Genomic DNA, 17,550 nt, shown 5'->3' on the forward strand with positions numbered 1-17,550 from the left:
ATTCATGCTCAGTCAGTTTGAAATACCAGAAAAAGAGATGATCACGGTAAGGCTTGTTCAAGCGCATTTTGAGCGCGAGCTTACCGCACGAGAATTTCTTTCGATGACGGATGATGACTTTCTAGAGGTCAGAGGCTTAGGTAGGACCAAGCTTGTACATATCGCGACACTTCGCGAAATCCTGAGTGCTGGGAAAATAAAGCCCACTGTGGATCAAGAGCCCGCAACATTTGAAGAAAAGGCTTCAGATAGCCTGACTCTTTCAAAGCTAGCCTTGCCGCATGTATACAAGGCAACCTGTAACCTATTGTGCCAACATCTCGGTGAAGCGCTTACCGTCGGTGAGTTACGTAGGCTTGAGGAAAGTACTCTAAGGGCAATCCCTAGCCTTGGTACAAAGAAAGTGGCTTTGATAAAAGAAATGCTGACATTTATCGATAGCAAGGACTTTGTCGCTATCGGTGATGATGGCACATCAGACCAAAATGCGTCTAGGCAGCTTTATAACCAACGTGAAGATATTGACCTGTCTACCCTCGAGGAGCTACTTACCAGCGACCTTGAGTCATTTTTGGAGATGCTCGGTGAGCGCGACAAATTCATCATGGTGGCACGTTTAGGCTACCAAACTGAGCCCATGACCCTTCAGGAAGTAGGAGACAGCTTACCAACCGGGAAAGTTACTAGAGAGCGTGTCCGACAACTGCAAGTCCGCCTTGAGAAAAACTGGCATGCGCACATGCGTGTTGCACCATCAACGCTTTGGGTGAATGTGAGGTCTAACCTTAGTGTGCTTCGGGCAGAGATCTTCCCCAGACTTCAGAAAAATTTCAGCCACCAAAAAGGGTTCTATGAATTTCTGGAGATGAGCTGTGGCTTAGAGTCTGGAGGCTTAACCAAAATTGTTTATCCAGATATCTCCACGACTGTACTGGATGACTATTGGGCTGAGCGCGCATCCCCTTCCGATTTAGAGACTGTGACCTCCTACTTGCAAGACCGATTAGGGATTGAAAAAGCAGTTGCTGAAAATGCAGTTTCCCATTTGAGTGGTAACAAAGTTGAGTTACTCGGAGAGCTGGTTTTGCCGATGAACCTTTCCAAACCGCTTGCGATTGCAAATACCTTGCTCGATCATCCTGAAGGGCTGACTTGGAAGTCATTGCATAAAAAAGCCAATGAAAAGGCCATTTCTCGTGTAAAGCTGCCGGAGGAGCGTTTAGATGGTGCTATTGGCCATGCAGTCGATACTGGATGGGTATATCAAATTGACCGAGGCTCTTATCGCCACATCAATTTCCTCAACATCACTGAGGAAGAGATCACCCAAACACTTGGCGACGTGAAGCGTGTTTTGCAGCAAGCCGCTGAAAGTGGGAGAGACTCTTTAAACTTATCTGTGGACTACTACCAGTCTTTGAGTGAACAAGCACTGGACTACTTTACGGTAAGGCACATAGTTAGGACTCATGGTGAGCGTGAAGGTATCTTCTTCAATGGAAAATCTGGTGCGGACACAATTAGTTTAGAGCAAGATTTCAGTCTTGCCGGGCAGGAGAGCGTGCTAGAGGCGCTGTTTGCAAACAGTGACAAGCCTTTAGATAAAGCCTTTATTGCAAGCAAGATTCGAAGTCAGTCTGTCGGTCACGCCAGCTTCTATTTAGACAAATTGTTGACTAAAGGCGTGATAGTGCGTGTGGATGAAGCGGCTTACCAGTCAACAGCAAAAGCCTTTTTGTCTGTTGATGTAGCTTCCATCATGGATCAGGCAGCCAAGATCATCGAAAGCGAAGAGCGAGTTATTGAAGCGGGAATTATTCAGCGCAAGCTCAATAAATTGTTGGACTTGGATCTCAACAAGTATTTCTACTTATCGCTACTGAAAAGCTGCCATGTAGAGTTTGGTTATCAATGGCACTTTACACATAACTTAGTGTGCAAACGTGAGATTCCGTTTGAGAGCCTGAGTGATATTTGTCGAAGTGCACTAGAGACTGGCGGAGACTTTGATGGACTCGCACAAGAGATCGCGCAAGTGTGCTGGGTTGATGATGCCAGGTTGAAGGTGGCTTTGGGACAGAATAGTATCAAAAAAACAAGCAATAAGTGCTTGAACGTACAATAGTTAGTGTTTTGATAGTTCCTAATGCTAATAAATTAAAATCAGAGTTTTAGGTAGTCGTTTTGGATCTGATAGAAAAAATTCAGTTAATTTCACGCTGGCGGCGAGGGGACCAAAGGGCTCCTCATAAGATTTTGAAGAAGGCTATTTCTAGCATTCAATTTATCGATGTTCATAGACTTTAGCCATCATTGTTTATGATGGCTAAAACCTAAAAAATTGAAGTTATATGAAGTAACTAAATTGCGATAAGCTTTTATGATTCCGTAAAGCGGCAATCCCATCCTCAACATGTGCTGCCCATGCGTGCTGGTATTCTTTAGCATCAAATTCTGGGTAGTACATTTTCAGTACCAACTCAGTAACATCACTAGTCTCACCAAGCCAAGTATACTTATCTAACATAAGAGATCCGTCTAACTTGGCTTCTTGACCGCTGTAGCGGAAATCACTTTCAATTGAACGGAAAAACGCGATACGGGCAGAGACGTTGGGTGTGATGCCCGTATAGGCTTTTAGTTTCTTCAGTTGCTCTTCGGTAGAGCGCGACAAATTCATGCGATTAGGCAACATTAGGCGTGTACCTCTTCTGCTTGCTTCCAAAAATAGCCTTCGGCAACTTTCGACGATTTAGTCAGGCCATCAAAGCGGATCTCATAAGTACGAGCGATATCGTCTTGAATCAAGTTGATATAATTTTTATCGATCTCTGTATCGGTAGACAGGATAACCACTTGGTGACTCGCTGTCGGGAAGTAATTCTCCACCAGCTTGTCTCTGTGATGTGAATCCAAGCGACCTAGTGGTGTATCAATAATAATTGGCAGCTTACGACCAGATGTACGGCCTAGTGCTTCCAAAATCGAGATAGCGTAGATCTGTTTTTCGCCCGCAGACATTGCTTTGCGATTGATTTTAATGCCATGCTCATCCATCAACTCAACATCAAATGTTGCTGGATTAATTGAAGCAGATAGCTGTAAATCTTCTTTACGAGCTAGCTTCTTGTAAGACTGGACGAACTCGTTCTCTAACTGGTTGACGCGAGCTTTAGTTAACTGCTCACCAAACATCTCAAGCAATAAGATAGAGTTTTGAGCATTGCTAATGCTCTGCTCTTTATTGGATTGATCTTTATTTTTATCGTGTAGTTTCTGAATTTGACGAGCTGTCTCTAGTGCTTGGCGCAATTCGCGTTTTGCTTCCTCAAGCAGAGCATGATATTCGATAATCAGTTTTTCTTTTTTCTTGTCTAATGCCCGTACATCTGCAAAAAGCTCCTGCACCTGTTCTTGCTCAGGGGCTCGTGCAATATTATTTGATGCGTTATCGATCTCTTCTTCTACTTTTTGAAGGCGCACTCGTGCTTCATCAAAACGTGAAAAAGACTCTTGAGACAGATTAGAGAGTTGATAGTCAATAGTATTCGCTTGACGGTCGGAGATATCCAAAAGCAGCTCGGCAGAATCAAACTCACCCACGTGCGCTTTAAAGCTATCAGCAATCGCATTTTGAGCTATCTCTGTATCGAAACTTGGGTACTTTGAACGCAGTGTTTCTAAGAATGAGTCCAGCTCATTGCCAAAGTTCTGTTTCTTCTTAATCTGTTGTTCTTGCTTGATCTGAGTTTGAAGGCGCTGCATTGCATTAGGTGCTAGTGCGAATGGAAGACTTGTCTCCATCTCCATGCGGATTTGCTTTTCAAGCTCTACTTTCTCTTTAAGCAAGCTATCTACTTTTTGTTGCTCATCTTCTCGAGTTTTAGCCCAAGCGCCGCCGTTTTGAGATAACTTATTCTCAAGATTAAGAATATCGCGTGATACGAGCTCAATTTGTGCATCAACGATGTCCGCTTCACCACGAAGTTTCTCTGCATTGCGCTCGTGACTGATACGTTGCTCATCAAGAGAATCCATTTCCTCTTTTAGAGATTGGCTTAGTGCACTAGACCCCTGTTTCTTCAAGAAGATATTTAAGTCACTCTTGAGCTTTGCGATAACATCTAAGCCCAATAGTCGACGGACTGCGGTCTTTAGCACTGTGCCTGACTCATCTTCCGCAAGCTCAGCGATTTTTTCACCGTCGAAGAAGAATAGGTCAGCGATGCCTGTTGGGATCAATTCGTTGAGGAAACCCTGACACTGCTCGTAGTTGAGCTCTGGGATTTGGATGCCATCTTTCTCAAGACACAGGCTATCTTTCTTACCGCGTTTCCAGCCGCGAATCACTTTATAAGTGTTTTCTTCGCCGTTTTGGCTGTATTTAAACTCAAGCTCAATCGATGCGTTATCTTGCACACCACCATGACCTACACCCTTGTGAATAAGCTCAGATAGAGCTTCAACATATTCGCCATTGGAAAGGACTTGGCTAAAAGATTGACGCCCAAATAGAGCTAAACGTACAGCGGTTAGGATCGACGTTTTACCAGCACCGTTAAGGCCACCAAACAGAATAATTGGTCGTTCGGTTCCTTCAATAGGGCCATTTTTACTCAGACGAGCAGGAGCAGGGCGCAAGTCGATTTCATGTACGCCACGAAACACTCGAAAGTTGTTTAGAGTTAGTTTTGTAATTAACATTTCAGTATTTAAAACTCTTTTTGAAGCTGCTTATCTAGCTCTGCAAGTTGGTCGTTGTAGCGCTCGATCTCTTTTTGGTGAATATCAAACTCAGCTTTACTCTGTAGTGAAGCATGCTTTTGTTTGATTTCTTCTAAGCTTCCCCAGTCTTGTTTTAACAGCGATGCGATTTTATTGGAAATGCCACTACGACGACTTAAGCCTTCCATCGAGACTTCTAGCTCGATAAGCTTCATGATCATCTCTGGTGCAACATCAAAGTTGTCACAAAGCTCATGGATGAGTTGAGCATCATCTTTACCAAAGCTTGCGTTATCGTCATATACCCAATCAAGGTCGTAGCCGTAAACTTCTTTGAAAATTGTAGGTAGAGAATCGTCCCAATCTGGCTCATTTGGATCGTGAATCCACTCTTGGCGAATAGCATGAAGTTCAGGTACTGTGATCAGCTCTATCTCTCTTCCTTCCGCTTTAAATTTCTTATCCATCTCGAGCAACTCTCGTAACCACTGACGGCGATACTTCAGCTTGTACGGTCCAGGGACGTGCTTACGCTCAGTTGCGATGTCTTCGCCTTCCTTTGCGTATTGATAGCTAACTTTACCAGTGCGACGTTTATGATTTCGGTACTCTTCTTTGTGGGCAGGATCAGTTGTCATTGACAACTTATTACGGAATTCAAGAAGGGGAGCCATCCACTCTTCACCGTTTTGGATAAGGCTTTCCATTGCACGGTCTTTGGTTACTACAGTACATGTCCAGCAACCAAAGCGAGAGTTACCACAAGACGGTGTTGTCTCATCAATGACCATTGGACATTCGCCTTGACCAGAGGAGTCTTTGTAGAGGTTCCACAGCACAAGATTTTTGCCGCCCCATGGGTTTTCCCATTCAAGATTATATTTATCGATCCAAATGTTTTTAGGCCCGTAAGGTGTTTGTTTCGTTTCTAAATGACAAAGACGCAGTAATTTCCATACATCGTCAACACCCCATGTATCGATGGGAGTAAAAATGAACGCATTTGCAAGTGTTGTATGGCGGGCTAATCGTGAGCCGTCAATTTTGTGTTTCGCGATGACCTGCGCGCGTGATGCACTCTCTTGACTACGAGAGCCAAGTACAACAATCACTTCGTCAAACTGTGAGACTTTAGACTTGATAAAGTCACTCACAGGGTCAATCTTCATTCGCTCTGTACACCAACGGAAAGAGCGTGTTGGCGCTGGGTAGCCTTTACCAAGCAAGTTGGCCCAAAACGTTTGATTGTCTTTAGGGACGACTTTATGGCAAGTGATTGGTAGGTTATCGCGCTTTGCGCCTTTCTCTATAGCGGCTAACGAGTCTTTGATGTGGTTAACGACGACGGGTGTTTCAACTAGTGTGTCTGAAGATACAACAAAGACAGGCTTGTGGCGGTCTTTGGGTTCCAAACCAAGCAGTGCCAAGTAAACCAACGACATAACTGCTGATGAGTCTTTACCACCACTGTAACCAATTACCCATGGGCGTTTATCCGCACAGTAAACACGCTGAACGTCAGCAATATAGTGGCTTAATTTGTTATTGGCGAAGTCTTCTGCATTGATAAAGTCTTCGTACTCGGCTAGGTCTTCTGCCAATTGTAGCTCGTGTATCATGATAACTGCTTCTCTAGAGCTTTTTCTTCAGGGGTTAGTGGTAACCCAAGTTCAATTTTTAATGCGTTGGCGGTAAGTTGGATATTTGTCGTCGACTTACTCAATTTTCCGTGGTTCATGCTTCGTTTAATCCACTCTGGGTTGGTTTTTAACCAGTTTACGTTTGCCAACTGTTGTAGTTTCTGTTTCCAATTGTTTGTCTCCTGGCAAAGGAGGTGCTTACCCAAAACACCAATGGCATGTAAGCCAACACCATGTGCATGAATGTACTCTTGTCTTAGTTGTGCAGGTGATACTTCTTTGTCTATTACCATCTGCCAATCTTTTATATGGCGAGTAACTTCAGCCCAAAACTCAGCAGCAAGTTTTTTTTCGTCTTCGTTGAAGCCGTCTTTTGGCCCTTTACTCAACAGTGCTCGGGTAGATTGTTTGATGCTACTTAATGTGAAAAGTTTATTTGATTTTGGGCTGATGCTGGATTTCTCCATTTCAGTCAGACCTACGAATGGTTTTACTTTGGTCGCTAATTCACGAGCGAGTTCTGAACTTTCATCTCTGTGGTCGTAAAGCGTACCCAGAGATGGACTTGGTTTGACGGCATACTTGTTTAGATCAGCAAACATTTGTTGGCTTCTATCTAACCCTTCATCGATAAAGAACAAGACAGGAATATTGTCTTGGCCCAGATCGGGATTTTCTTTTAGAGCTTCTTCGATTGCTTTACGCCTATGCTGACCATCATTGATCAGAATTTGAGCGTCCATAGGGATTTGAAGTGTTCCCAAATTCGGAGCGCCTTGATGATCGTGAAAAGAAATATTGACTCCAACTGAAGCCGTTAATGCCGAAAATACATACTCTTTCGGGTTGTCGAGCAAGTACTTCACCATTTCAGGGATTCGAGTTTTGTTAAGCGTTCTTTGAGCTCGCAACTCTGGAGGGACATCATCTTCGTTGTAGCTGAATATCTTAGGGATAATCCGAAGAGGGCACGTCGCAATGTAAAACGGACGACCTGCTTGAATGCCTCTGACTGCGGGAAAAGAGTAGCAATAGCCGGAATCTTGATTTTGCATAGTTGGCTAGAAGGTTATGTTATTTGTCCATGACATTTAATATAGATGGTATGTCAATTTTTGACAAATATAATCTTTGAGTTTGTGATATTGTGTGTTTGTTATGTTTTATTATTGGTGGGTATGACAAACCAAAGTCGGACATTCTACAGGTATCAGGATTAGATTTCTATGGGGTGCTTGGCTTTTAAACTCTTTTTATGAAAGTGAGTGTGCTCTTAAGGTAAAGTCTTTGATTTCCTTGTTATGCTTTCCAAGCAAGACCTCAAACTCAGCGCGAACCATGTGGCTTTCTTCGGTTGGTTCAAAATCTAATAAGGTGGCTAAGCGTTTATCAAAGCTCAGTTGCTTTTTGTAGTTCTCGTGTTCGGGGGGCATGTAAAGATGCTTGTTTAACAGAGGCGGTCTACGCTTTTCATTCACATAATCAAAGAAGTCGATATCTTGTTCTGCCATTTTTATTTTTATGCGCTCAACCAAAAACGGTACGGAATGCTCGAAGTTATCATAAGCGGTTAAGGTGAGTTTACCTGACGTGATATGGATTTTGACAAGATCTATTTCTTCATCCAGTTCCCCGTACATTTGTAAACCTGCCCCCACGTATATACGTAGCAGCAAAGGTAAATCATCAATATAGTCTCGGTGTAGGATGATGGAATGCCCTTCATTCAATAAACTCGCGGGTAGTTGTCGGTGAGCCTTTTCACATTGCGTATTGATTAAGCTTGTATCGGCTATCGCAAACAGTAACTCTGCTGCGAGATTAAGTGCGGTTTTATAATCACTAAATAGAGCTTTGATATCGCGTTTGAGTGATTCTGGTTGCTGCGTGTAAGGCTTTCTCTTCTCAAATAGCCCCATAGCAAAGTAAAGCAAAAGGTCTTCTTTGCGACGCTTTTCTGCGTTTTCGAACTCTTTGGTATCGAACATTTCTTGCAGTAAACCAAACACTTTTTTATGAGAACCTATTAGACTTCTCACTTCTTCAGAACGGTTAAATTCGTCATTCGCCGGTATCCGGCCAAGTTCCAGACATACGTTCCAGAAATCATCAAACAGAGCGCTGTTTTGGCTAATGACCAACTTGGCTTTATCTTTACTCTCTATAGGTTGAGGCGATGTCAGTTGATGCCAAGTATGGTGGCGCTTATACTTGCTTTGTAAGTACTGCTGCTCTTCGAGTTTATCTTTGAAGATGTAGAAGATGCCAGGTGCGACGGCAATCGCATCTTCTTGTAAAGAACGTTCTAGGTACCCTTTGAATTCTGATTGTGCGTAGTATTTTTGGAATGTGTTTCTTGTCGTAATCACCCCATCTTTATAGGGCTGAAACTGCGCAACGTACGAATCATTAGCCAGCATTACCGAGACGACCAGAATTTTGTTTGCGAGCTCCCAAGCGCTCAATAGTGCTTCAAGGCGTTCATCTTGGTCTTCGATAACATTTAGGACAAACCCCAAGTTAACAATGTCCGAATTGACTTTATCATTATCAGGAGAAAAAACTGGGTCCCAACCCAATACATCGAGCCCGTGTGCTTCAAGCTCTCTCAGGTCGTCCCCTCGGCCACATCCGTAATCGAAAATAGAAAACCGTCCATCTAGGTAACCTTGCTTCGCCAATGTCTTCATTGGGCTTGATAGCTCATGGCGTACAATGGCGGTTTTGTGGCGATCTATCCCGGGCTCTTGTTGAGTATCACTCAATGCATCCGGTTCGGCTTTCAGTATCCTCCCATCGACTAACTGGTATCCCTTTCTTTGGATCAAATTTAACCACGACTGTTTGAAGCCAATAGTGCGGGTGTTCTCGTATAGGCCTGCCTCCACCCCTTCTTTAGTCAGCGCTGTGAAGAGCTCATAATGGTCACTGCTCGGCAGAATCATCGTCTCTTTTCGATGCAGGATCGGTGGGTTTTCTGAAGAGCGATAACAAGTCACTTTATGACTAAGTTTGCTCAAATCTACATTCAGGCTTTGCTCTAACGCTGGGTAGGGGTCGGTATAAAAGGTTGGGTAGTTCAACAACGATAAACGGAATTCCTTTTTAAACAGCTTAATGAGGTTCCATTGGTTGTCCGGTAAGTTCACTGCTTGTGCAACTGCCGGTACGAACTTTTTTAGTGCGGGAGGGAGTTCGCTCATCGCGTCTTTATGCAGGTACACCGCGTCGGGAAGCTGTTTTCCGATATGAATTTGTTTTACAAGTTGCTTAAATGATTGAAAGTCCATCTTTTAGTAGCAATTCCAGTTTGTAGAGCCAAATAGATATTTTAGCTTTATTGTTAACGGGTTCGCCCAACCAATCAGACATGTTTGACAGTAATTATAAAAAACGCCACTTTCACATGTGAAAGTGATTTGTTACTTGATGATTAACGGTGAAGCAACGCCGAATCGTATTACTGCACCATTATCTGCTTCTGTAACCCTAAATAAAGCATTTTACAAGCATATTCTCTGCTCAATCTGCCCATTTTGGGCCTGAGCAGCGTGCGCCTTTTCTTAGCCTATACAAGAAAATACCTCCTGCAAGTTAATAAGCTACAGGAGTATCTATGAACGTTCATAACCAATCAAATCAGTTACTAAGTTATCAAGAAGTCTGCCAGTTGACGCAACTGTCACAAGCGACCATTCGCCGTTATGTGAGAAATGGCTCCTTTCCTTCTCCAGTGAACTTATCACCAGGTGCACGAAGTGTGAGGTTTCGTCTTGAAGATGTGCAGAAGTGGCTTTTGAGCCTGTGACGGTGAGGTGTGTATGTATAGAAACAAAAATAACGCACTGGAATACTGTGACAAGGAAGAAGGTTGGGTGGCTATTAGCTCTGAGCTTTCTGTCGTAGCACGAGTTAGAGCGCAAGATAAAAAGTCAGGTTACGGTGCCTGTATTGAGTTTGTGAATATGGATCTTGTTCCTGTCCGGTTGGTTGTACCTGCAAATCGAATTTTAGGTAGCGCAAGTAACACACTTCGTGAGGAGCTATTTGATCGTGGCTTTTGGCTAGAAGATGAGAAGTACAACTGGAGCCTTGTACTACGCTACTTACGTCAACAGATAAAACAAGCGCCATCTGGCATCAGTGCATTTAATACAGGCTGGCATGACGATGTATTCGTGACGACGGAAACCACTTTTGGTGCATCCGAGGAGCCATATTTTTATGCGGGAGCAATTGTTGATAGTAATTTTCAAGTCAAAGGTAGTCTAGCTAATTGGCAACAGGAGATAGGTTGTCTTTTGAGTGGAAACCCAACCTTGATATTTGCTGTTGGAGTCGCACTTGCCGCACCGCTACTAGCACCATCGGGAGGAGAAAGCTCAGTCTTTCATTTAATGGGTTCATCAAGTCAGGGGAAGTCAGGCGCGATTTATGTTGGATCGTCAGTCTACGGATCTCACTCGTATAAGAAGACTTGGTATAGCACGAACAATGGCATCGAATCTGTATCAGTAAATTACAACGATGTCATGCTGCCTCTGGATGAGATTGGCATGGCGAGAAGTGAAAATTTGGATACAGCGGCTTACCAGATTGTGAATGGCGATGGAAAGTTAAGAATGTTAATTACAGGGGCGTTAGGTAAACAAGCAAAGTGGCGAACCTTAGTACTTAGCACTGGTGAAGTTGGCTTGATTGATTTGTTGGAAGAAATAGGAAAAAAGCCCGCCGCAGGCCAATTGGTCAGAATAGTTGAGATACCGTTGACGGAAAAATATGGCTGTTTTTCTAGCATCCACCGATTTAATGACTCTCACGAATTTGCCAAACATTTGGAGGAGGCAACGAAAAAGCACCATGGTTCGCTATTCCCAGCTTGGATGTGCTTGATAGTGCAACAACCAGATCTGGAACTGTTGTTAAGATCGGAAACGGATAGGTTGATGCAGCGCTGGAAAGAAAGCTGTATGTCAGCTCAAGTTCTAAGGGTTCTACATCGCTTTTGCTTGGTTGCCGTTGCGCTCTCACTGGCCTCTCGACATAAATTAGTACCGTGGAGCGAAGAAGAGTCTTTATTCTCAATCCATAGTATTTTTCAGCGGTGGATTACAGCGAGAGGGCACACTCAAAATCACGAAGAGTTTGAAGTGCTTTTGGCATTGAAGCAGGCACTCTCCAAATGGGAAAAGCAGTTAAGTGAGATATCCAGCGGCAGAGCATCAAGTACCGGGTACTACCGGCAAGACGGAGACGAGGTGCAGTGGCTGATTCATAAAAATGTGTTTATTCGTGATCTCCAGCTGCGCAAGCAATACATCAGCCAGCTGACTCCTTTGGTTCAAAGGCGGTGGTTTGAATCAAACGAGGGGGCTAGAGGGACGCTACGAGTAAAAGTGAACGGCAAATTGGAAAGGTTCTTTGCCTTTACACCTTCTCAAATTATCCAAGAACTCGAGGAGCTGACCGCCGATGCGTAATCCGTTTCCCAGTTTTCCCAGTTTTCCCAACGTAGCGACATGGAGGAGGAGTTATGACAAGCAATGAACAGGTCCTTCTCCAGTCCATTTTGGCTAAAATCGATCATGTCGAGCGGGTTGTGTTAGAGCAGCGTTTACAGCAACAAAAGGTGGAGTTGCTTGGAAAGGACATTCTAACGATTGATGAATGTGCAGCCTTGTTAGGTTTATCAACCAACCAGCTCTATAAGCTGACCAGCTCTGCGGAAATACCATTTTTCAAAATTGGTAAACACCTTCGATTTGAGCGTCAAGCCATAATGAAATGGGTTGAAGAGCAGCGTGTTTCATCTCGCCATGAGATAGAAAAAAGGGCAGCAAACTATGTCGCCACCACTTTTCGTAAGTAATACCGTTATCGCAGCGGCCTCATCAGGCCGCTGAATCCTTTCCAGAAGCAAAAATATCAGGGAATGTCAGCATAGCTTCCATCCGGCGCTGTTCTATTATATCGGCATAGATCTCGGTTGTTTTAAGTTCGCTGTGGCCGAGCAGTTTCGATACTGCGTATATATCGATTCCTCGGCTAAGCTGAATTACAGCAAAGGTATGGCGACCAGCATGGAACGTAACGTGTTTACTTATTCCAGCAGCCAGAGCCCACCGAAGCAGTTCTACATTTATATAAGAAGAGTATTTCAATCCCTTGAATACGCGCTCGTGAGCCGCTTTTACTGGGCCTAAGAGTGACTCTGCGAACTGTGGTAGGTCTAGGTATTGGAGGCTCTTAGCATCGCCCTGAGAGAGTTTGGCTTGGTCGAAGATAATTCGTTTGTGATTATTGAATGTCTCTACTTCTGACCAAGTAAGTCGATGGATATCGCACCAACGCATCCCCGTTGCACATGAGAACAAAAACGCCCTTTTGAGGACTTGATAGCGACACTCTGTTTGGGCTAACGCGTTGACCTCATCCAGTGTTAAATAAACCCGCTTAGTAGTTTTCGCTTTGATACTGGTCACTTGTGAAAGCGGGTTATCGCGAATAATACCTTCTCTATGTGCTTCGTTGATCGCCGCGCGAACTTTATTGAAGTAGGAGCTTTGTGTGTTGCGAGATAGCGGTGTATCACTTTTGGTTTTCGCTTCATTGGTTAGGTAATACTTAAATCCGTCTAACCAGTCTTTATCCAGCTCATCAAAACTAAGATCATGTTTTCCGCAGTAGAGCAGCAGGTGCTTACGAGCTGAAAGCCAGATCAAATGGTTGGAGGTTGAGGTGGTTTGTTCTTTTATGTCAATTTGCCGTTGAAAGTAATCAATGAAGCTAGCTGAGCGCTTGGTTCGATCCTCAAAACCATGCTTCTGAGATTGCCACTCAACCAGTCGTTTACTCTTAATAGTTTCGGCTAGGAGAAGGTGCTCTTTGTTATGTTTTCGCTGAGCTGGTGTTTTGGGTTTGTCATAGATAAACAGATCTAGCACTTCGTATTCACGTTTTCGCTGACGAGATCCGTTTGATTTAGTGGTATAACCGTGGTCATAAATGAGACGCAATGTTCGCGTTCCATCTGCTTTAAGTGTCCGTTTTTCAATGAAAATTTTCATCTTTGTCCCCAATTGGTCCCCAATACGGCATTTATCATGTCATTGGGGACCAACTGGGGACTAGATTTGGCAATTAACGGCAACGGATGGAAACAAACGGCAAATGACGATCTAATAAAATCAGTGTGTTATCTACCGTTGCTTGCTGTTGTTTTCCGTTATTTGCCCACTTTACTTCCCGATACAGAATGAAGAGAAGATTCGGCCCAGTAAGTCGTCAGAACTGAACTCGCCGGTAATCTCGTTGAGATGCTGTTGGGTGATGCGCAGCTCTTCTGCCAGTATCTCACCAGCCATATAGCCTTCAAGCTGTTCTTGGCCTATTTGAAGGTGCTGTGCGGCGCGTTCCAACGCATCGAGGTGACGGCGACGAGCCATAAAGCCACCTTCACTGTTGCCTGAGAAGCCCATGCATTCTTTGAGGTGTTCACGCAGAGCTTCAACCCCTGCACCAGTTTTCGCTGACAAGCGGATGAGGGTAGGGTTATTGACGTGGCAGATCCCCATTTCTTCACCCGTTTGATCCGCTTTGTTTCGGATCACGGTTATGCCGATATTGTCGGGTAGGCGATCCACAAAGTCTGGCCAGATATCTTTCGGATCGGTGGCATCGGTTGTGGTGCCATCTACCATGAACAAGACGCGGTCTGCTTGAGCGATTTCATCCCACGCGCGCTCGATACCGATTTTCTCGACTTCGTCGGAGGCATCACGCAGACCTGCTGTATCAATGATGTGCAGTGGCATGCCATCAATGTGGATATGCTCGCGCAGGACGTCACGCGTGGTACCTGCGATGTCGGTTACGATTGCAGACTCTTTGCCTGATAGCGCGTTCAGTAGGCTTGATTTGCCCGCATTTGGACGACCTGCAATCACGACTTTCATCCCTTCACGCATGATCGCGCCTTGGTTGGCTTCTTTGCGCACCGCATCTAGGTTGTCGATGATGGCTTGTAGGTCACCAGCCACTTTGCCGTCGGCCAGAAAGTCGATTTCTTCTTCTGGGAAGTCGATGGCTGCCTCAACATAGATACGTAAATGAATCAGCGACTCAACTAAGGTATTAATGCGCCCTGAAAAGGCGCCCTGTAAGGATTGCAGCGCCGATTTTGCTGCTTCTTCAGAACTTGCATCAATGAGGTCTGCAATTGCTTCTGCTTGAGCGAGGTCGAGTTTATCGTTCAGGAACGCGCGTTCAGAGAACTCACCAGGGCGAGCTGCTCGAATACCATTAATACCTAGAATGCGTTTTATCAGCATATCCATCACGACGGGGCCGCCATGGCCTTGCAGCTCAAGTACGTCTTCACCTGTAAATGAGTGCGGGTTAGGGAAGTACAGAGCGATGCCCTGATCAAGCACAGTGCCATCTTCTGACTTAAACGGCAGGTACTCTGCATAGCGAGGCTTTAGTGTCTTACCCGTGACTTCTAACGCCACTTGGTTGGCTTTAGGGCCTGATACTCGAATAATACCGACACCGCCACGACCAGGCGCGGTCGCTTGAGCGACAATCGTATCTGTAGTCATAATTTTGCCTTTTGAGCTGGGCTCAAATTGAGCCATAACTTTAGTTAGCTGAATTGTAATCAGCCAAAAACAAAAAGGCGACCTTTTGGCCGCCTTTCTCAATCATTTCCTAAAAGGTTACTTGCTGTGTAAGCCTTTTTTCTCCAATCCTTTGTAGATCAGAGTTTGCTGGATAAGCGTTACGATGTTCGACACTAACCAGTACAGAACGAGACCTGATGGGAAGAACAAGAAGAAGAAGGTAAACATAACCGGCATAAAAGTCATGATCTTCTGCTGCATTGGATCCGTTACTGTTGTCGGGCTCATCTTCTGGATTAGGAACATAGACGCACCCATCAATAGCGGCAGGATGTAGTAAGGGTCCTGCGCTGACAAGTCGTGAATCCAACCAAAGAATGGTGAGTGACGAAGCTCTACCGATTCCATTAGCGCCCAGTATAGTGCGATGAAGATAGGCATCTGTAGGATAAGAGGTAAACAGCCACCTAGTGGGTTCACTTTCTCTTTCTTGTACAGTTCCATCATTTCTTGGCTCATGCGCTGACGGTCATCACCGATACGCTCACGCATTGCTTGCAGCTTAGGCTGTAGCATACGCATTTTCGCCATAGACGTGTATTGCGCTTTTGTTAGTGGGTACATTGCACCACGAACGATGAAGGTCAGACAGATGATTGCCACACCCCAGTTACCAACAAAGCTCTGGATGAATGAAAGCAACATATGAAGAGGCTTCGCAATGAACCATAACCAGCCGTAGTCCACTACTAGGTCTAGGTTAGGCGCCACTTCTGCCATTTCATCTTGCAGTTTTGGACCAACCCAAAGTGTTGCTTCAAACTTAGCCTGATCGCCTGTTGCGATAGTTTTGTTCGGCATACGAACGCCGATATCGCCTAGGTTGCCAATTACACGAGTGTATAGGTTAGTACCTGGTTCGTTACGTGGGATCCAAGCTGCGGCAAAGTAGTGCTGAATCATTGCTGCCCAACCTTGGCCATCGGCTAGGTTAAGAGACAGGTTGCGATCCTGCATATCATCAAAGCTGTACTTCTTGTAACGCGTATCTTCTGTTGAGTATGCGCCACCACGGTAAGTAGGCATTGTGATGCTACCACCATCGTCCATTAAGTTTTGACGTAGGTGAGCGTACATACCAAATGTTGCGTTATTGCCTGAGTTGTTTACTACATCGTATTCAACGTTAAGCGCGTAGCTGCCGCGTTTAAAGATGTAAGTTTTGGTGTATTCGATGCCGTTTGCAGTGAATGTCATCGGAACGCGAAGTTCATCTTGACCGTCAGCCATTGTGAAGCTGTCTGCACTTACGTTGTAGTGAGGGCGATTTGTGCTGCTCAAGTCGATACCTTGAGGACCCACTAGACCGCTTTGAGCGATAAATTGGTGACCTTGAGCGTCTTTAAGCAGAACAAAGGAATCTGATGAATCTAACTCAGCAGAGTATTCGTTAAGGTTGGCATGTACCACATCGCCACCAACGGTGTCGATCGACAGAGTTAAAACATCAGTCGTTACTGTGATAGTTTTTGCAGAAGCTTGCTGTTGGCCAGGAACTGGGTCAAGTTTATCAGCAAAAGATGGTGCAGGTAGAGTGCTGCTTGATTGAGCCTGTTCAACTGCTTGAGGTTCTGGATTCTTTGCTACTTGCCATTGTTGAAACAGCAAAAAAGAAACCAGGGCCAAACCGATGAGCAGGATATTACGTTGAGAATCCATCGTTAGTTATCTCTGTCTTGTTTTTGGACTGGTGGAACGGGGTCATACCCCCCTTCATTCAAAGGGTGGCATTTTAATAGACGTTTGCCTGATAACCAACATCCTTTTACAAAACCGTGAGCTCTCAAAGCTTCTAGCGCGTAAGTGGAACAGGTTGGTGTGAACCGGCAACGAGGACCAATCAAAGGGCTGATAAACCAGCGATACAGATAAACGAGCCCAATGGCTATCCACGTGAAGGGCGAGACAGGCGTTGCCATAGCTTATCAAACAACTTAAAAATTTCCTCATTGCTTAAATCTTGCGCGCTTTTCTTCGCAATCACAACAAAATCTTTGTTTGGAAGCTGATGTTGATTGTTACGAAAGCTTTCACGAGCCAAACGCTTAAATCGGTTACGACCGACAGCCGTTTTGATTTGCTTTTTTGGAACCGCTAAACCTAATCGTGGATGAGAAAGTTTGTTATTGCGAGCAATGATGGTGAAATGAGGCGAGCCAGCTCGATGAGCTTGCTGGAAGACGTTTTGATAATGCTCGGGAGTTAACAAACGTAACTCCCGATTAAACGCGTACGTGTTCAAAATAAACTAGCGATTATTTTGATAGGCGCGCACGGCCTTTTGCACGACGTGCGTTGATAACTTTACGACCGTTCTTAGTTGCCATGCGAGCACGGAAGCCGTGAGTACGCTTGCGCTTTAGAACTGTAGGTTGAAAAGTGCGTTTCATGATAATTACCTTTACTGATCAGTAGTTTTAGGTTCTTGTTAAACCCGGCGTGGGTATTTGCTTTCTTATATAAAGAAGCTCTTTATATAGAGAAGGACAACCGACGCCTCTCAA

15 protein-coding genes are annotated in these 17,550 nt (G+C 44.6%); 4 read left to right on the forward strand and 11 right to left on the reverse strand.

Annotation, left to right across the window (positions count from 1 at the left end):
• Positions 1-2,125 (forward strand): hypothetical protein (locus tag ACWYVB_RS18405; RefSeq protein ID WP_457529679.1); only part of this gene is annotated, 2,125 nt, incomplete at its 5' end.
• 222 nt (positions 2,126-2,347) lie between these two features.
• Here ACWYVB_RS18405 and dndE read toward each other — a convergent pair.
• The 5 genes from dndE to ACWYVB_RS18430 all read right to left on the reverse strand — a co-directional run bounded on the left by dndE (position 2,348) and on the right by ACWYVB_RS18430 (position 9,655).
• Positions 2,348-2,695, reverse strand: a complete 348-nt coding sequence (dndE, locus tag ACWYVB_RS18410) for a DNA sulfur modification protein DndE (RefSeq protein WP_272166138.1) — start codon at positions 2,693-2,695, stop codon at positions 2,348-2,350.
• Entirely contained in the window at positions 2,695-4,704 is a 2,010-nt protein-coding gene (gene dndD, locus ACWYVB_RS18415; protein WP_272166139.1) for a DNA sulfur modification protein DndD, read from the reverse strand. The genes dndE and dndD overlap by 1 nt, the downstream gene beginning before the upstream one ends.
• An 8-nt stretch (positions 4,705-4,712) precedes the next feature.
• The gene (locus ACWYVB_RS18420; RefSeq protein ID WP_272166140.1) at positions 4,713-6,344 is read right to left on the reverse strand and encodes a DNA phosphorothioation system sulfurtransferase DndC; all 1,632 of its coding nucleotides are present in this window, start codon (positions 6,342-6,344) and stop codon (positions 4,713-4,715) included.
• Positions 6,341-7,420 (reverse strand): DNA sulfur modification protein DndB, encoded by a 1,080-nt coding sequence (dndB, locus tag ACWYVB_RS18425; RefSeq protein ID WP_457529682.1) that lies wholly within the window; start codon positions 7,418-7,420, stop codon positions 6,341-6,343. Before dndB ends, ACWYVB_RS18420 begins: the two co-directional genes overlap by 4 nt.
• Positions 7,421-7,618: 198 nt before the next feature.
• Positions 7,619-9,655 (reverse strand): DNA phosphorothioation-associated putative methyltransferase, encoded by a 2,037-nt coding sequence (locus ACWYVB_RS18430; protein ID WP_457529684.1) that lies wholly within the window; start codon positions 9,653-9,655, stop codon positions 7,619-7,621.
• A gap of 326 nt (positions 9,656-9,981) precedes the next feature.
• Between ACWYVB_RS18430 and ACWYVB_RS18435 the strand changes: the two genes are divergently transcribed.
• From ACWYVB_RS18435 to ACWYVB_RS18445, 3 genes are read left to right on the forward strand one after another with little or no spacing between them, the layout of a single operon-like run.
• The gene (locus ACWYVB_RS18435) at positions 9,982-10,173 is read left to right on the forward strand and encodes a helix-turn-helix transcriptional regulator (protein WP_203346796.1); all 192 of its coding nucleotides are present in this window, start codon (positions 9,982-9,984) and stop codon (positions 10,171-10,173) included.
• 13 nt (positions 10,174-10,186) lie between these two features.
• Complete coding sequence (locus ACWYVB_RS18440; RefSeq protein ID WP_457529685.1) at positions 10,187-11,845, forward strand: DUF927 domain-containing protein; 1,659 nt, start codon at positions 10,187-10,189, stop codon at positions 11,843-11,845.
• A 53-nt stretch (positions 11,846-11,898) separates the two neighbouring features.
• Positions 11,899-12,234: a helix-turn-helix domain-containing protein gene (locus ACWYVB_RS18445; protein WP_272166143.1), complete on the forward strand. Its 336-nt coding sequence runs from the start codon at positions 11,899-11,901 to the stop codon at positions 12,232-12,234.
• A gap of 22 nt (positions 12,235-12,256) precedes the next feature.
• Here ACWYVB_RS18445 and ACWYVB_RS18450 read toward each other — a convergent pair whose 3' ends face one another.
• The 6 genes from ACWYVB_RS18450 to rpmH form a co-directional block, all read right to left on the reverse strand.
• Positions 12,257-13,432 (reverse strand): site-specific integrase, encoded by a 1,176-nt coding sequence (locus tag ACWYVB_RS18450; RefSeq protein WP_457529688.1) that lies wholly within the window; start codon positions 13,430-13,432, stop codon positions 12,257-12,259.
• Positions 13,433-13,603: 171 nt separating this feature from the next.
• The gene (gene mnmE, locus ACWYVB_RS18455) at positions 13,604-14,965 is read right to left on the reverse strand and encodes a tRNA uridine-5-carboxymethylaminomethyl(34) synthesis GTPase MnmE (protein WP_104969982.1); all 1,362 of its coding nucleotides are present in this window, start codon (positions 14,963-14,965) and stop codon (positions 13,604-13,606) included.
• Between the two features lie 117 nt (positions 14,966-15,082).
• Positions 15,083-16,705: a membrane protein insertase YidC gene (gene yidC / locus ACWYVB_RS18460; RefSeq protein WP_457529690.1), complete on the reverse strand. Its 1,623-nt coding sequence runs from the start codon at positions 16,703-16,705 to the stop codon at positions 15,083-15,085.
• Positions 16,706-16,707: 2 nt separating this feature from the next.
• Positions 16,708-16,965 carry a membrane protein insertion efficiency factor YidD gene (gene yidD, locus ACWYVB_RS18465; protein WP_005378822.1) on the reverse strand — a complete coding sequence of 86 codons (258 nt, stop codon included), beginning with the start codon at positions 16,963-16,965 and terminating at the stop codon, positions 16,708-16,710.
• Positions 16,932-17,255 (reverse strand): ribonuclease P protein component, encoded by a 324-nt coding sequence (gene rnpA / locus ACWYVB_RS18470; RefSeq protein ID WP_005394102.1) that lies wholly within the window; start codon positions 17,253-17,255, stop codon positions 16,932-16,934. Before rnpA ends, yidD begins: the two co-directional genes overlap by 34 nt.
• A 46-nt stretch (positions 17,256-17,301) precedes the next feature.
• Positions 17,302-17,436: a 50S ribosomal protein L34 gene (gene rpmH, locus ACWYVB_RS18475; protein ID WP_005378825.1), complete on the reverse strand. Its 135-nt coding sequence runs from the start codon at positions 17,434-17,436 to the stop codon at positions 17,302-17,304.
• Positions 17,437-17,550 lie beyond the last annotated feature (114 nt).

Source organism: Vibrio sp. JZG10 (assembly GCF_054064075.1).

Excerpts from the sequence above, each read along its gene's own strand:
- dndE (WP_272166138.1), bottom strand. The coding sequence starts at position 2,695 with ATGTTGCCTAATCGCATGAATTTGTCGCGCTCTACCGAAGAGCAACTG.
- dndD (WP_272166139.1), bottom strand. The coding sequence starts at position 4,704 with ATGTTAATTACAAAACTAACTCTAAACAACTTTCGAGTGTTTCGTGGC.
- ACWYVB_RS18420 (WP_272166140.1), bottom strand. The coding sequence starts at position 6,344 with ATGATACACGAGCTACAATTGGCAGAAGACCTAGCCGAGTACGAAGAC.
- dndB (WP_457529682.1), bottom strand. The coding sequence starts at position 7,420 with ATGCAAAATCAAGATTCCGGCTATTGCTACTCTTTTCCCGCAGTCAGA.
- ACWYVB_RS18430 (WP_457529684.1), bottom strand. The coding sequence starts at position 9,655 with ATGGACTTTCAATCATTTAAGCAACTTGTAAAACAAATTCATATCGGA.
- ACWYVB_RS18435 (WP_203346796.1), top strand. The coding sequence starts at position 9,982 with ATGAACGTTCATAACCAATCAAATCAGTTACTAAGTTATCAAGAAGTC.
- ACWYVB_RS18440 (WP_457529685.1), top strand. The coding sequence starts at position 10,187 with ATGTATAGAAACAAAAATAACGCACTGGAATACTGTGACAAGGAAGAA.
- ACWYVB_RS18445 (WP_272166143.1), top strand. The coding sequence starts at position 11,899 with ATGACAAGCAATGAACAGGTCCTTCTCCAGTCCATTTTGGCTAAAATC.
- ACWYVB_RS18450 (WP_457529688.1), bottom strand. The coding sequence starts at position 13,432 with ATGAAAATTTTCATTGAAAAACGGACACTTAAAGCAGATGGAACGCGA.
- mnmE (WP_104969982.1), bottom strand. The coding sequence starts at position 14,965 with ATGACTACAGATACGATTGTCGCTCAAGCGACCGCGCCTGGTCGTGGC.
- yidC (WP_457529690.1), bottom strand. The coding sequence starts at position 16,705 with ATGGATTCTCAACGTAATATCCTGCTCATCGGTTTGGCCCTGGTTTCT.
- yidD (WP_005378822.1), bottom strand. The coding sequence starts at position 16,965 with ATGGCAACGCCTGTCTCGCCCTTCACGTGGATAGCCATTGGGCTCGTT.
- rpmH (WP_005378825.1), bottom strand. The coding sequence starts at position 17,436 with ATGAAACGCACTTTTCAACCTACAGTTCTAAAGCGCAAGCGTACTCAC.